The 15,022-nt window shown below is 71.0% G+C and carries 11 protein-coding genes and 1 tRNA gene; 7 read left to right on the forward strand and 5 right to left on the reverse strand.

From position 1 onward, the window contains the following. Nucleotides 1-59: 59 nt before the first annotated feature. The gene (locus WMF33_RS45585; RefSeq protein ID WP_437334433.1) at nt 60-758 is read right to left on the reverse strand and encodes a YggS family pyridoxal phosphate-dependent enzyme; all 699 of its coding nucleotides are present in this window, start codon (nt 756-758) and stop codon (nt 60-62) included. A gap of 220 nt (nt 759-978) precedes the next feature. On the opposite strand from WMF33_RS45585, the gene WMF33_RS45590 reads away from it, so the two are divergent. Beyond that, nucleotides 979-1,428, forward strand: coding sequence for a hypothetical protein (locus tag WMF33_RS45590; RefSeq protein WP_437334434.1), 450 nt, complete (start codon nt 979-981; stop codon nt 1,426-1,428). Between the two features lie 155 nt (nt 1,429-1,583). Further along, entirely contained in the window at nt 1,584-2,039 is a 456-nt protein-coding gene (locus WMF33_RS45595; RefSeq protein ID WP_437334435.1) for a hypothetical protein, read from the forward strand. A gap of 136 nt (nt 2,040-2,175) precedes the next feature. Here WMF33_RS45595 and WMF33_RS45600 read toward each other — a convergent pair whose 3' ends face one another. Continuing rightward, entirely contained in the window at nt 2,176-2,679 is a 504-nt protein-coding gene (locus tag WMF33_RS45600; RefSeq protein ID WP_437334436.1) for a cyclic nucleotide-binding domain-containing protein, read from the reverse strand. Between the two features lie 396 nt (nt 2,680-3,075). After that, on the reverse strand, nt 3,076-3,510 hold the full coding sequence (locus tag WMF33_RS45605; protein ID WP_020741352.1) for a GNAT family N-acetyltransferase: 435 nt from the start codon (nt 3,508-3,510) through the stop codon (nt 3,076-3,078). A gap of 173 nt (nt 3,511-3,683) precedes the next feature. On the opposite strand from WMF33_RS45605, the gene rpe reads away from it, so the two are divergent. The 5 genes from rpe (at nt 3,684) to WMF33_RS45630 (ending at nt 13,492) form a co-directional block, all read left to right on the forward strand. Beyond that, entirely contained in the window at nt 3,684-4,397 is a 714-nt protein-coding gene (gene rpe, locus WMF33_RS45610) for a ribulose-phosphate 3-epimerase (RefSeq protein ID WP_437334437.1), read from the forward strand. Then, nucleotides 4,394-5,896, forward strand: coding sequence for a hypothetical protein (locus WMF33_RS45615; protein WP_437334438.1), 1,503 nt, complete (start codon nt 4,394-4,396; stop codon nt 5,894-5,896). The genes rpe and WMF33_RS45615 overlap by 4 nt, the downstream gene beginning before the upstream one ends. 179 nt (nt 5,897-6,075) lie before the next feature. Next, a tRNA-Ser gene (locus WMF33_RS45620) sits at nt 6,076-6,162 on the forward strand. 825 nt (nt 6,163-6,987) lie between these two features. Continuing rightward, nucleotides 6,988-9,399 carry an AAA family ATPase gene (locus WMF33_RS45625; protein ID WP_437334439.1) on the forward strand — a complete coding sequence of 804 codons (2,412 nt, stop codon included), beginning with the start codon at nt 6,988-6,990 and terminating at the stop codon, nt 9,397-9,399. A 319-nt stretch (nt 9,400-9,718) separates the two neighbouring features. After that, complete coding sequence (locus WMF33_RS45630; RefSeq protein ID WP_437334440.1) at nt 9,719-13,492, forward strand: NACHT domain-containing protein; 3,774 nt, start codon at nt 9,719-9,721, stop codon at nt 13,490-13,492. 164 nt (nt 13,493-13,656) lie between these two features. On the opposite strand, the gene WMF33_RS45635 is transcribed toward WMF33_RS45630, so the two are convergent. Further along, nucleotides 13,657-13,980, reverse strand: a complete 324-nt coding sequence (locus tag WMF33_RS45635) for a S16 family serine protease (protein WP_437334441.1) — start codon at nt 13,978-13,980, stop codon at nt 13,657-13,659. Next, complete coding sequence (locus WMF33_RS45640) at nt 13,866-14,960, reverse strand: hypothetical protein (RefSeq protein ID WP_437334442.1); 1,095 nt, start codon at nt 14,958-14,960, stop codon at nt 13,866-13,868. The genes WMF33_RS45635 and WMF33_RS45640 overlap by 115 nt, the downstream gene beginning before the upstream one ends. Between the last annotated feature and the right edge of the window lie 62 nt (nt 14,961-15,022).

Consider the following 15,022-nt stretch of genomic DNA (forward strand, 5'->3'; position numbering starts at 1 on the left):
TCGATGGATCGCCGCCGCGCCGGAGGGACCGGGAGCGCGCCGCGCGCGAGGCGCCGGCGTTACCCGCGGGCCCCGAAGATGGCGGTGCCGACGCGGACGAGCGTGGCGCCTTCGGCGACGGCTGCCTCGAAGTCGTGCGACATGCCCATCGAGAGCTCGGGCAGCACCTCGTGGCCACCGTGCGCGTCGCGCAGGGCGCGCAGCTGCGCGAAGAACGGGAGGACGTCGGCCGGGTCCTCGAGGAACGGCGCGATGGTCATGAGGCCGATGGGCCGGAGGTGCGCGCACCGGGCGACGGCGGCGACGAGCGGCGCCAGGTCGCCGGGCGCGCAGCCGCCCTTCGAGGCCTCGCCGCCGACGTTCACCTCGAGCAGGACGTCGAGCGTGCGGCCGAGCGCGGCGGCGCGCCGGTCGAGCTCCACGGCGAGCTCGTCGCGATCCACGGAGTGCACGACCTGCGCGACGCGCGCGACGACCTTCGCCTTGTTCCGCTGGAGCTGGCCGATGGCGTGCCACACGATCCCGTCGAGGTCGGCGAGCGCCTCGGCCTTCTCGACCAGCTCCTGCGCGTAGTTCTCCCCGAAATCGCGCTGCCCGGCCGCGTAGGCGGCGCGGATGGCCTCCGCCGGCTTCCCCTTGGACACGGCGATGAGCCGGACCTCACCGGGCGCGCGTCCGGCGCGCGCCGCGGCGCTCGCGATCCGTCGCCGCACCTCTTCGAGCCGCGGCGCGATGTTCTCCAGGTCTACAGAAATCACGCCGCACGATACCGCGAGCTGCCGCCTCGGACACGAGGGCGCGCCCCTGCGCCGGACGCGGCAGCGCGGGCCGCGGCGGAGGCCGGCGCGTCATGCCGGATCCCACCGCCCGAGCGGCGTGCCAGAGTGTGCCTGAGGACCGCGACGATCGCCGGTCAATCCCTGTGATTTCAGGGGTTTTCACGTGGCATGTGGATTGCCATACTTCCGCGTACCCGCCATGCGAAGCCTGCTGTTGCTTACCCTGCTCCTCGCGGTTGGATGCACGTTCAATCCGCAGCCTGAACCGCCGTTCCAGGACGAGGACCCCTCGCCGCCGGGGGCGACCGTCACCGGGGCCGGCAGCACGGGTGCAGGGGGCAACGGAGCTGGCGTTAGCGCTGGCAGTGGCGCTGGCGCTCCGGATCCAGCATCGGGCAGCGGAGGCGGTGGCGGCGCCGGCGAAGCGGGCAGCTCCACGAGCACGGGCAGCGGTGATGGCGGCGGTGGCGGCGCCGGCGGCGCTGGCGGCGAGGGCGGTGCCGGCGGCGCTGGCGGCGAGGGCGGTGAGGGTGGTGCTGGCGGCGCTGGCGGCGCCGGGGGCGGTGACGGCGGCGCCGGCGGTGGCGCTGGCGGCCAGGGCGGCGAGCCCTGCGGCGATGGGGGCGCTGGAGGTGTGGACTGCGGCTGAGCAAGCGCGCAGCCCGACCTTGACGGCGGCGCCCGCTCCGCGCAGACGCGAGCGGAAGCAGACGGCTCATCGCGCTCGACGCCGCGCTCCCGCGGATGAGAGGGCGCTGCGCAAGCGGCAGGGGGTTGCGCAGGGTGCTATTGAGGGGAGAGCTTATGCGCAAGCTTGTCGTCCTTCTGATGGGGCTGGTGCTCGCGGGTTGTGGCTTCAACCCACAACCCGAGCCGCCTCTCTCGGGTATCGGGTGCGCGGACTGCGATGGCGCCAGCGAGACCGGGCCCGGAGGGGGAAGCGACACGGGTGGAACCGATGGGGATGACGGCAGGGGCGGCAGCGGCCTCACCCCTGGTGGGGTCGGCTCGGGCAACGCTGCCGCGACCGGCGCTGGCAGCACCGGTGGGACCGGGACCGGTGGCGCGACCGGCGCGGATAACCCTGTCGGCGCCGGTGGTGCAGGCGGCGCGAGCGGCGAAGCTGGCGCGGGCGGCACGGGCGGCACCGGTGGCGAAGGCGGCACGGGCGGCGCGGGCGGCGAAGCTGGTGCGGGCGGCACCGGCGGCGAAGCTGGCGCGGGCGGCGCCGGCGGCGCGCTCGGCCAGGGCGGCGCGTGAGGCGACCGATGAGCCAGGCGCCCTCATGCCGAGCGCTCGATGCTGCCTCGTAACCCGACGGCGGCGCTGATCTCCCGGGTACGGCCGGGAGACGTTTCCTGAACGCCTTCGCCGTGCGACGCCTCGGTCGCGCGGCTCAGATCCCGGGTCGGCGCGGCCGCGCGTACTCGTCGAGCATGTTCGCGACGAGCTCGGCGAGCAGGCTGTCCGCCACGCGAAGGCGGCGCGACATCTCGCGGGCGATGTTCAGCACGAGGAGGGTGTACGACTTGAGGTCGCGCCGGTACAGCGCGTCGAGATCGTGGGCGGTGACGCGCATCAAGCGCGACGGGGCGATCGCTCGCACGGTCGCCGAGCGGGGCATCACGTCGAGGATCGACATCTCGCCGAACCAGTCGCTCGGCCCCAGGACCGCGACCCTCGCCTCGACGTCGCGCTTCGAGCGCTTGAGCACTTCCATCTCGCCCGCGAGCAGCACGAACATCTCGCGGCCGCTGTCGCCTTCGCGGAAGGCGACGGCCCCCGGCTGCAGCTCGAGCAGCTCCAGCGTGTCGGCGAGCCCCTGGAGGACGTGATCGCCCAGGCCGCCGAACAGGCCGATCTCGCGCAGCTGCGCGACCAGCTCACCGTCGCGGCTCACGGGGATGCACCGAGGGCGCCTGCGGCGACCATCACGTCGGCCGACCCGACAACGCCTGCCACCACCTCGCGAACGTATCCGCTTTCTCGCATCGCTCCACCTCGCGGCTCCGAGCCGATGTAGCTCGCACAGAGCGTACGCCGCAACATGAGGACGTCAACGCTCGCCCTCGCGGCGAGCGCGGGCCGTCCAGCCGGCGCTCTCGCTGCGGCCTCGTCGCCGCGCGATGCCCGCCCGGAGCGCCGTCGCCTCGTCGGGCCGCCGTCGCGCCGCGCTCGTCGAGCCGCCTTCGCGCCGCGCTCGTCGAGCCGCCTCGCGCCGCGCTCGTCGAGCCGCCTCGCGCCGCGCTCCGCCCGGACGCTGCGCTGCCGCCGTGCGCGCCTGGCGCGAGCCGTATCAGAGATCCTTGGTGAACACGATCCGCGGGCGCCCAGGCCCGGCGTAGTCCTCGACCTCGGCCGCCGACCAGCCGACCGCCGCGTGGAAGCGCACGGAGCCCTCGTTGCCCAGGGTCGTGATCGCCTTGAGCTGCCGGCAGCCCTCGCGGCGGCAGTCCTCCTCGAACGCTGCATAGAGCATCCTGCCGACGCCGCGCCGGCGGTAGTCGGGGTGAATGCCGACGAGGTGCACGTACCCGATCGCCGCGTCCGGGCACCTGAACCCGAGCAGGAAGCCGACGAGCAGCCCGCGATCCTCGACGACGCGGGCAAGCCGCCCGAGCTCGTAGAAGAAGATCGGGTGCGCGAGCGCGCTGGTCGGGCCTGCCCACCACCGATCGATCTCGCCCACGATCCGGTCGTAGTCGGGCTTCGTCAGCGGCCGTGTCTCCATGCATCACCTCACTCGAACGGTTCGGGATCCTGCCTTCGGTCTGCAGCGCCGCCGCGCAGGGCACGGGCGCCTCGCGCAGACCTGCGCAGCCTAGCAGCCGCGCCGGCCTCCTCGTAAGCACGCTCGTCGGTGCCCCGCTAGCCGCCACGCGTCACGCCTGCTAGCGCTACCCTGTGCGTCACGACAAAATCATCGTCGCTCCGTCGATCCTGTCGGCTGACTTCGGTCGTCTCGCGGAGGAAGTGCGGGCCGCCGAGGCCGCCGGGGCCGACTGGATCCACGTCGACGTGATGGATGGCCGGTTTGTGCCAAACATTACGATCGGACCCCTGGTCGTTCGCGCGGTTCGCGCCGCGACGCGTCTTCCGCTCGACGTGCACCTGATGATCGTGGAGCCCGAGCGCTACGTGGACGAGTTCGCGGCCGCCGGCGCCGATCGGATCTCGGTCCACGTCGAGGCGTCGCCGCACCTGCACCGGACGATCCATCAGATCCGGGAGGCTGGCGCGCGCCCCGGCGTCGTGCTGAACCCTCACACCTCGGAAGAGTCGATCCGGCACGTGCTGCCCGATCTCGATCTGATTCTGGTGATGAGCGTCAACCCCGGGTTCGGCGGCCAGCGGTTCATCCCGGCGTCGCTGCACAAGCTGCGGAGCCTGCGCCAGGCGATCGACCAGGCGGGCCTCGACATCGCGCTCGAGGTCGACGGCGGCATCGCTCCGTCGACGTCCGGGCAGGTCGTCGCCGCCGGGGCGAGGGCGCTCGTCGCCGGCTCGGCCGTGTTCGGCGCCGTGGCGCCGGGCGAGGAGCTGTCGTTCGACGCGCGCGTGGCGCGGTACGCCGAGGCGATCCGGGCGCTCCGCGCGCCCGCCGCGGAGCAGCTGTGACCCAGCCCAACGCCCGGGCGGCGGCGGCGCGGGGGCTCGCAGCGGCGCGGGGGCCGGCGGCGGCGGCGCTCCTCGGGGCGGCGCTCCTCGGGACGGCCGCGCTGGCTGGCTGCGCGCAGCCGGCTGCGCCTGCGGCGCGGCCGGGCGCGCAGACCTCGGACGCGGCGCGCCCTGCGCCGCCTGTCGCGCCTCCGCCGACCGGGGGCGCAGGTCCGGTCGGCGAGGGCGAGCTCGACGACGACGCGGCCCGGCTGACCCAGGACGAGGTCGCGCGCGTGCTCGCCCGCGTGGCGAAGGCGCGCGGCCTGCCGGTGCTCCGCGAGGTGCGGAGCCGCGTGCTCACGCGCGGCGAGATCCTGGCGCGGGTGCGCGCGCACGTGGAGCGCGAGATCCCCGAGGGCGTGCTGGATCACCAGCGCGAGGTGCTCGCGGCGCTCGAGCTCATCCCGGCCGACTACGACTTCACCACCGGGATGTACCGCCTGCTCGAGGGCCGCATCGCGGGCTTCTACGAGCCGGAGGACGCGACGATGTACCTCGTCGACGATCTCAGCGAGACCGAGGCCGAGGAGACGCTGGCGCACGAGCTCGTCCACGCGCTCCAGGACCAGAGCTTCTCGCTCGGGCGGCTCCTGCGCTTCAAGGCGGGCGACAGCGATCGCCTCGCGGCCACGCACGCGCTCGTCGAGGGCGAGGCGATGAGCGCGATGTTCGATGTGCTGGTCGGCTCGGCGTTCCAGATGGACGAGTCGACGCTCCGGAAGCTCGTGGCGATGTCGACGGCGCTGTCGTCCGTGGGTGACACGCCGCTCGCGCTGCAGGAGTCGCTGGGCGCGCCGTACACGGACGGCTTCGCGTTCGTGCAGGCGCTGCGCCGGGACGGCGGCTGGGCCTCCGTGGACGCGGTCTGGCGCGCGCTGCCGGAGACCACCGAGCAGCTGCTGCACCCGGAGAAGCTCGCCGCGCGCGAGCCCGCCGTCGAGGTGGCCGTCCCGACCGCCGCGGCGCTCGGTCCAGGGTTCCGCGTCGTCTTCGACGACGTGATGGGCGAGCAGGCGCTGCGCATCACGTTCGCGGCCTACGCGCACCGCGAGGCGGCCATCGGCGCGGCGGCCGGGTGGGGCGGGGACCGGTACGCGGTGGTCCAGCGGGACGATCCGCAGGACCCGACGCGCCGAGCGTTCGCCCTGGCGTGGCGGCTGCGGTTCGACCGCGCGGCCGACGCGGCGGAGGCGGGGAAGGTGCTCGAGCGCCGCTTCGGCAAGGCGTGCCAGCAGCGCGCGTCGCTCGGGCCGCTCGCGTGGACGGCGCGCGGGAGCGACGTGGCGATCGTCGCCGGGCCGTATGAGCGGCGCGGGGGAGGGGAGGCCCGCGCGGCGGGGACCTGCGCGGGCGCGAAGGCGTGGCTGGCGGAGGTGATGAAGGGCGGGGTAGGGGAGAAGGCGGCGGGCGCGACGGGGACGGGGGGAGCGACGGCGGGGGACGGGGGGCGGAAATAGCGGGAGCGCTCGAGCGGGGAGGGAAGGGGAGAGACGCCGATGCGAGGTGGAGCTCTGCCGGATGCGCGCTGGTCGAGCTCAGGGACGCCCCACGGACGGCCGGTGCGGCGGCGCGGCGCGAGGGCGGCGTTGACAGGCGGCGCGGGAACGGGCACAAAAGCAAGTCGTTCTGAGTATTTGGAGGAGTGGCCGAGCGGTCGAAGGCAGCGGTTTTGAAAACCGCCGTTGGGGCAACTCAACCAGGGGTTCGAATCCCTTCTCCTCCGCTGAAATCTGCTGTGAGTTCCGGCATTTGCTGCGGTCGTGGGGTGGGACGGGAGAGGACAGCGGCGGACAGGGCGGGACCCGAGATTTGGCAAACTTTTGGCACGGCGACCCCCTGTCCGGCACCCGCTCCGGGACCGTTCCCGTGCCTGAGTCGCTTAAGTCGGACCCCTGCGAGTTCGGCGGCGAGCGTACGCGGCGCTTCTGTCCATCGATCCCCTCGCTTGCCGTACCAGTAACCCGTGCCCGATCGTAAGGGGACGTGTTCGGCGCTCCAGCCTCCCACCCTGTTCGGCCGCGTCGGCCGCCCGGGAAAGCAGCGGCGTGGATGTCATCCTGCGGTCGCCTCCCTCTCTTGAACCGGCCACCGCCACGGGCGCGGGCTGTGCCTTCGCCAGATCAAGGTCATTGCCCGCGTCATCTCGGGCGCGAACGCGATGATCAGAGCCCTCGGCGCGTTGCCCCGAGCGAGGAACGCACGAGGCTCGTCCGCGAAGCGGTGGACGTCATCAGGAAAGGGCTCCGGACCGTCAACGCGATCGTCAGCCCGATGCTCGAGCGCGTGCGACGCGCCGCATGACCGGATCCGTGCGAAGGGAGTCACGTCGCCCGACTCCGCATGGCGCGCGTCCCGATCTGCGGCGCCATACTCAGTGCGTCGAGCAAGGGCATCATCCACGCCCCTGCAGTTTGGTCGAGGCTCAGGCCTCCCACCCGGTCTGTAGGAACGGAGACTTGATGCATGGGCCCCCGTGGCGAGACGCGCGGGGCTCTAGCTAGCGGCCGGGGCTGGTACGCTTGCACGCAGGTACCGCGGAGACCGACCCATGCCCGACCGCACTGACTTCCTCGACACGATCAGCGAGCACTTTCGCGAGGAGCTCGCTACGTCCATTGCCCGCTCGGATCGCGGCCGCACACGGATGAAGCTCCGGACCTTCCTCGAGGGCTTCGGCTACACCGCGAGCGCCCGCGTGCGCCAGACATCGCTCTCGTCCGCGCTCGAGAACCTCCAGAGGTGGGGCTACGACCACAAGCTCAGCGGCAGCACCGTCAACGACTACATCACCATCTGGAAGAGCGACGCGCCCGTCAGCAGCGAGCAATCCCAGCGCGCGGCCTGCCCTGGCTATGGGAGCGCACGGGGCGTGGTCGCGTGGAAGGACGGCGAGCTTGATCTGCCGGTCGATCCGCTCACCTTCGGCTTCCACGTCGACGACGCGCCGACGGGCGAGCGCTCGGGCGCGCTCTGGCACGACATCACAGCGGCGATCTGGTCGTGCCGCACGGTGTGCCTGATGGTCGATGCGTCCGACGAGATGTTCACGTTGCTGGCCGGCGTCCTGGCGGCGCTTACACGGCGGCGGGCGCTGACGTTCCGGTTCGACGACATGGGGCGGTGGGTCGCGCAGGCTCCCGAGATCCTCACGCTGTCGCGCCTGCGCTCCGTGACCGGGCAGGGTGACCGCTGCGAGGGCGACGACTTCCCTGGCATCGGTGCGGTCTACCTGATCCGAGACGACCCGCACGACGTGGTCGACGACGAGCTCACGGCGTTCGTGCGCGAGGCGTACATCCCGCACACGTACCGGGTGCGCGCGATCTTCACCACGACGACGGCCGACCCTGGCCCTGACGCGCGCCGCGCCGCCGACGACCCGCACTACCCTCAGGTTCTCCGCTGGCTTGCCGCATACACCGGTGCGCCGTCGGTGGAGGCGGACTGGCAGGACGGCGACGTGGAGGTGCAGCTCTCGAGCCTCTTCGCCGATGCGGCCCGCGCGGCCGATGCGCTCCTCGATCGGGCCACGTACGAGGTGACGCATCCCAAGTTCGACGCGGGCTACGAGGGGACCGAGCACATGGTGCTCAAGGCCGTGATGTTGGAGCACCTCACGACCCGCTTCCCGAACGAGAACGTGCTCGTGGAGCGCGTGCTCGAGATCCCCGCGGATGTCGACGAGCCCGAGGCGGAGGTGCCGGACATGAAGGTCGCACGCCCCGACCTTCGCGTGGGGAAGAAGCTCTGGGTCGAGGTCGAGACACTGCGCGGCATCGCGCTCCGCGGGTCGAACCCGTTCTTCTTCCTCGAGAACAAGCTCCGCCGGAAACGGGCTGCGATGCTCGAGTGCGAGCAGGTGTGGCTCCTCTTCCCGCGCGATGTCGCGTTGCTCGCTCGGCACCAGGTCTCCGCGATCGTACGGAACGTTGCTGGCGACGCACTCGATCGCGTTCGCCTCGGCTTCGTCGATCTGCAGGACCGTCGACCGGTCTTCGTGAGCCTGATCGATCCTCCTCGCCCGCAGGTTCGCATCCGAGGGGTCGCGTGGCGCGAGGCGCGCAAGCCGATCGTGGAGCGGCCGCTCGACTGGACGGACGTCGCTGGGTACGCCGACCTGAAGGCCCGCTTGCAGAGCGATCTGCTCGCGCCGCTTGTCGAGCCGTCCCGCTATCAGAGCTTCGGCGTGAGCGCCCCGAACGGCCTGCTGCTGTACGGGCTCCCAGGGTGCGGCAAGAGCTTGATCGGACGCGTGCTGGCGGGTCAGGCGAGCCTTACGCGCCGACGGCTCGTGCCGAGTGACCTGACCTCGATGTGGCTGGGCGAGGGGGTCGAGAAGATCCGGGAGGTCTTCACGTGGGCCCTGAAGCAGGCGCCCTCCATGTTGATACTGGACGAGTTCGACGGCGTTGCCCCGCAGCGGTCCGAGATGAACATGCACACGGACGAGAAGCGGCAGGTGAACGAGCTCCTCGCGCAGCTCGATCGCCTCTCGGGGCGCTCCGTCGTCGTCGTCGCGACCACGAACTACGCCCGCGGCATCGACTCCGCGGTGCGCCGGAGCGGCCGCTTCGATCTGAAGATCCCCGTCTTTCCCCCGCAGGAAGACGACCGGCGCGAGATCTTCGAGCACTACCTCGGCGGCGATCAGCGGCGCGGCATCCGTGGCATCGACGGCATCGACACGCACGCGCTCGCGGCCAACACGCGGCTGTTCACGCCGTCGGACATCCGGTGCGTCGTCGAGGGCGCGGTGCGCCGAGCGGTGTGGCGCGCCGGCGAGCACGGCGTTCCCACGCTCGATACAGGAGAGCTCCTGGCGCGCGTGGGCGAGCACCCGCGCACAATCCAGCGCGACGACGCCGCCCGATGGCTCGAGGAGGCCCGCCTGGAGCTCGGGCATGCGGACGCTACCCTCGAGTGGCTCGAGCGGGAGGTGCAGGACATCCTCGGCACGTAGCAGGTCTGCCTGCGGCATCCAGTCGGCGCTGTGCATGCTCACGCCCACAGGGACGGGAGAGCCGAGGGCAGAAGCTGTAACGTCCCGAGGGCGACCGCAACTTCCACGGCCTCGGTCCACGAACGTCATGGGAGGGCCGGCAGCGAGCACCCGCTCTCACGGGCGTCCCGTCGGGGCCGGTAAGCTTCTCATCGAGGCGCTTACCTGCTGGCGCATTCGCCGGGGTGAATCCCACCCCGGGCGATGGGGCTGTGATAGGGAAGGTGACGGCACCGGCGACACAATGTCCTCCCCCGTCCCTCCCCCTGACGAATGGAAAGTGCTGGAGCGGTATATCGCTCACTTCGCCCGCGAGTACCTCGGTGATCCGAGCGCCGTGCTCTACGGCCGGCAGGGCCAGGGGCAGCACGGCCTCGACGTCCTGGCACGGGACCGGCGGCCGGCGGGCACGGGTCGGCTCTGGGCGTTTCAGGCCAAGAACTACCGTGCGAAGCGCCTGAATCCGTCCGATCTGGAGAACATGGCCGAGCAGCTCCGATGCTTCCAGCACTGGAAAGAAATGGACACCTTTGTGGTCGTGACGACTGCGGCAGTCTCGGCAGGGGTCCAGTCGAGGGCGCTGGCGCTTGGTCGCCAGCTCAGGATCGACTTCCAGGTTTGGGGCTGGGAGCACTTTTCCGATCTGCTGATCCGGCACTGCGGCGCAGGACCATGGCTGTCACAGAGGGACCGGGCGCGGCTCCGTCAGGAGTACTGTGCTCAGGTCCGCCGCGAACTCCAGCAGGCCGGACCGCTGTACCCGCTCTCGTTTCACCTTCCTGGAACGGACGACATCCACATCGAAGAGGTGCTGCTCCCGCAGATCCTCAGGCTCGCGTCACGGCAGGGCGAGCTGTCCACCAGACAGCCGGACCGCCGCCCGCAGGTCAGCAGCCGTCCGCCCCGTCACGAGGGGCAGCTCATCGACTGGCTGGACATCGAGACCCACGGCAAGCCGCTCATCCTGGTGCTCGCGCCGATGGGCGCAGGAAAGACGGTGGCCGTCCTGACCACGGCGTCGCAGCTGGCCGAGCGTGCCGCCGATGACGACCGCGCGCCGCTCCCCTTGCACGTCCGAGCCGCCCAGCTCGTCGGAACCCGGCTCGACCTCCTGATACCGCGCCTGCCATTCGATGGTCTCCCGCGGCTCTGGACGGATCCCATGAGCCGGTGGGTGCTTCTGGTGGACGCCCTGGATGAGGTCGAAGAGCGGGCCCAGCAAGGTGTGCTGCAGGAGCTGATCGCCGTCTATGGCCGCCAGGCGATCCTGGGCGTCGCGCTTACCTGCCGGACCTCTCACCTCCATCCCCGACTGCTCCCGGAAGCCACCCTGGTGGAGATTCCCGCGTGGCGTGAGCAAGAATGGCAGGATTTCTCGTCCAGGTGGGCTCACAGCATGGCAGCTCGAGGGCGCCCGTCGTCCCCTAAATCCGCGATAACATCGGACGCTTCGACGCGTGCGAGCCCGCTTTGCAGCACGCTCCTGGCCCTGCAGCAACCGGAGCACACCGACGGAGGGGCGGGGAGGGCGAGGCTCTTCCGCTGGTTCGTCGATGCGCTCTTCCGCCGGTGGGCCGAGGACCGGGATGGCTCGGCATGGAAGCGGCTCAGGGAGGCGTTCGAACAGGTGGCGCTCGACGCGCTCGCGCGAGGGGGTCGTGCGCTGTCGCGGTCGGCCCTCGAGTCCGCGCTGGCGCGGGTCCTCGGAGAGGCGGAGGTCGACTCCGCGATCGAGACCGCGGAACTGAAGCTCGGCTTGCTTCGTCGCATCGACGGGAGCGCATGGGAGCTGCCGCAGCGCGCCGTTGCGGAGTACCTCGCCGCCGGGGCCCTGCTACGCAGGAGCGACGAGCAGATCATCGGAACAGCCGGCAAGCCCTGGGCCGGAGAGATCGCGCGCCTGGCCCTGGATCGCTGCTGGGATGCCGATCCGACACGTGCGCTGACGCTGCTCTCGGGCCTCCACGACGTCCTCTCCACGGACACCGCCGACGCCCCGTTGCGGCGGATACTGGTCGCCGCGCAGGCGGCGCGCGACCGGGAGCAGGCCTCCGCCCCGGTCGCGGAGACGCTGGCCACCGCGCTTTTCGATTCGGTGACCGATGAGACCTCGGCGTGGCGGCGACGCCGCGTGGGCGCGGAGGTCCGGAAGTTCGCGCTCGACGGCGGGCCGGTCTGGGAGGCGCTCTGGCCGAAGCTGAAGCCCGTGCTGCTCGCCGTGGGCGACCGGGCTTCATGGATCGCCGAGCGAGACCACAGCGACCCGGAGGCGTGGATCCAGAGCCTCTTCGAGGAGGATCCAGCCGTCCGTGCGGTCGCGATCTCACGGCTGGCTGAACGGCAAGCTGCGCCGGAGATCCATGACATCTTGATCTGGGAGCTCCAGGACCAAGGATACGCCTTCGAGTCTTCGGCCTGGAGGCGGCCGGCCTTCGTCGCGGCCGCCGTGCTCCGGCACGCGCCCCGCGATGAGGGCGATCGGGCATTCCTGCAGATGCTGCTGACCCAGGGTAGCTGGATCTCGTCGGAGGCCGCGGCCCTGGCCTTGCTCCCCGGCGAAGCAGATACTGACGCCCTGTTGACGAAGCTTAAGGAGCTCGTCTCCCGCGGCGATAAGCCGCCCGCAGCGTACCATGCCATCGAGGCCCATCGGCGCGTTCCAGAGGGGCGATCGTGGCTCGAGCGTCACTGGCCCGAGGCGCTGGCGCCAGATTTCGCGCCCCCGCAGCAGGGTCCTGAGCCACCAGCCGGCGACTCGCCGATCGCCCCTCCCTCGCGGCTCGTCAGGCGGGATCTGCTTCAGATCACCGTGGAAGCCTTTCACAGGAGCGAGGTGCGCGAGGCTCTCGCCTTGATGCCTCCTCGCCAGAGCGAGCTGACCAACGCTATTTGCCTTGCGGCTGAGCATGCGCCGGAGGCTGCGTTGGATCTGCTGGAGCGAGCGGGAGACATCTTCATCCCGGTTGGCGCGCAAGATGCCCTGGGTCGTGCGGCCCTGAGGCACCCTGCGATCGGCAGAGCCCTCGTGACGAGGTGGCGTCGTGGGACTGACGCCCAGATCCCCAGCTCGTTCCCCGGCGTCGCGCTGGAGCCGCTTGCCGCGAGAGGGGAGCCCGACGCGGTGGCGGTCTATGCAGCGTGGCTGCCTCACAACCCGTTCATGATGCCTCTGGTTCCGTGGTGTCCGCCCTCCCAGGGCGCGCTGTGCCACCCCCCGATCCGCGCAGCTGCGCGGGCCGCCGCGCGAGACGCGTGGGATCACGCGAACCGCGGGCGCCCCGATGCAAACGGCGAGATCAGGCCGCTGCCCCCGACGGCCCTCAGTCTCGTATTGCGCGGGTTGTGGCCGGCCTGGGTAGAAGATCGGGAGATCAGCGAGGGCCTGATCGCGTGGGCGCAGGGGACGGAGCTCGAGCGATTCGATGTCTCTCTGGATGCCTGGATGGAGGGAGACTTCCCTGAAGAGGTGGCTCAGGCACTCCATCGGCGAATCTGCGACGTTGATCGCTGGCCCACCGAGTCGCCGTTCGTTTCATTCAGACTCGCGCGCTGGTTGAGCGCCGCCGCGCGTGCGCGCATCTTGCGTCAGGTCGAGCCCGTGCTGCGCATGCTCGTGGCTAGCAGCACTCCGCTCCCGGTGATCCATCAGGCCACCTCCTATCTCATGCTCCTGCACCCCGACGAAGCTCCCATGCTCGCCGAGCAAGCTGCTTCTCTGCGTCCGTTCTTGAATGAGGACGACCGAGAGCTCGCAGATGACGATGAGGAGCGCCTCCTGGCCTCGGCGCCGGAGGCATGGGGTCGAGCCTGTCTGGAGGCGCTACGCGTCCACGACCGAGCTGTTGCGCTCCCCTTCCTCCGCATGGCTCGCCGCCTCTGGAGCCATCTCTCCGACTCCTCTCTACGGGACGACTTCGTGCAAGTGACACGCAAGCTCGCCGGGTATCACCTTCCCTGGGTCTCGACAGACGTCCGTTGGCCCTGCGTCCGTCTGAGCGAAGCCGCCGAGGAGCTTCTCTTCTTGATGGGAGAGTCCGCACCAAGCCTACAATAGCGTTGGCGCGGCGCCGTGGGGCATGAACGCGCTCGTCGGGCACGCACCCGAGCACATCGAACGCCGGTTACACCTCGCCAGCGAGCTCCTGCTCGCGTCGCACTCACCACATCCCGCGCCCGCGGGAACGTCCAGCCAGCCAGCCAGCGACAAGCTCCATCCTCTCACCCATCGAAGGCCAGCGCCACCGCCTCTGACAGCGTCTGCACGGGCTGCACCTCCAGGTGCGCCGTCACGGCCCGCAGCCGGGCAAGCTCCTGCGCGTTCGCCGCCGGGATGATGACCCTCTTGCGCCCGTGCTGCTGTGCCGCGTGGAGCTTCTCCGCTACCCCGCCCACCGGGTTCACGTTCCCGTGAATCGACAGCTCCCCCGTCACCGCCAGGGCCCGCCGGATCGGCCGCATCGTCGCCGCCGAGAGCATCGCCAGCGCAAAGGCGAGGCCGGCGCTTGGGCCATCCTTGGGCTCGGCGATGTTGACGAGGTGCACCGACATCTTACGCGGCGGCTCCACGCACCGCCGGGATCGAGGCGGAAGCGAGCGACCAGGTTCTCTTCGTCGCCATTGTCCTCGTCCTCGTTGCCGTCCTCGTCCTCGTCGCTGTCCTCCTCTTCATCCTCGTCCTGGTCGCCGTCCTCCTCGTCGCCATCGTCCTCGCTCTCGGCGCCGTCCTCGCTCTTGTCGCTGTCCTCCTCTTCGTCGCCGTCCTCCTCTTCGTCCGGCTCCTTGCCGCCCGGTCCGCGCGAGGGCCACACGTACCCGAAGAGGTTGCGGACTGCCGAGCGGCCATCGCCCTGCATGAGCCAGTCGATGATGGTCTGCTCGCTCTGGTGCGTCACCGCCGCGATCTCCGGGAACAGACCGCACTCGCGGGCGAGCTTGACGCGCAGATCGCCGAGCCGCTGCGGATCCGTCGGCCACTCGCGGAAGAGCTTGCGCACCCGTGTCGCGCCGCGTGCCTCCTCGAGCCGCCGCTGGACGGAGCGAACCGAGTGCCCGGTCAGCACGGCGATCCTCTGCACGACGTCCTCGTCCCGGCGCGCCCGTGCCGCGGTCAGGGTGCCGATCGCGACGAGGTCATGATCGGCCTCATCGTCCGAGGCCGGGGCATCGTCCTCGCCTTCCTCGCTCGGCCATGCGTCAGAGAAGAGGTTCTGGAGGAAGCCCTTACCGTGCGCTCCCTCGAGCCGGCGGCGCACCGCGCGCTCGGCGAGGCCCGTGACCCGCGCGATCTCCGGGAAGAGCCCGGCCTCGCGGGCCTGCTTGACGCGCATCTCGGCGAACGCGCCGGCGGTCGCAGGCCACGCGTCGAAGAAGACGTTGCGTACAAGCGTCGCGCCGTGGGCCTCGTGGAGGCGCTTCTGGACCGCGCGCAACGTGAGCCCCACGAGCTCCGCGATCCGCTCGGTGGCTTCGTCATCCCCGCGAGCGCAGGCTGCGTTCAGGTCGCCCAGGACCTCGTTCGACATCCGAACCTCCGGAGGTTTGTTAGGTTCGACCCTGGCATGGCGCCGGTCAAGAGCGCCCTTCG

Source organism: Sorangium sp. So ce394 (assembly GCF_051474665.1).
Taxonomy (GTDB): Bacteria; Myxococcota_A; Polyangia; order Polyangiales; family Polyangiaceae; genus Sorangium; species Sorangium cellulosum_D.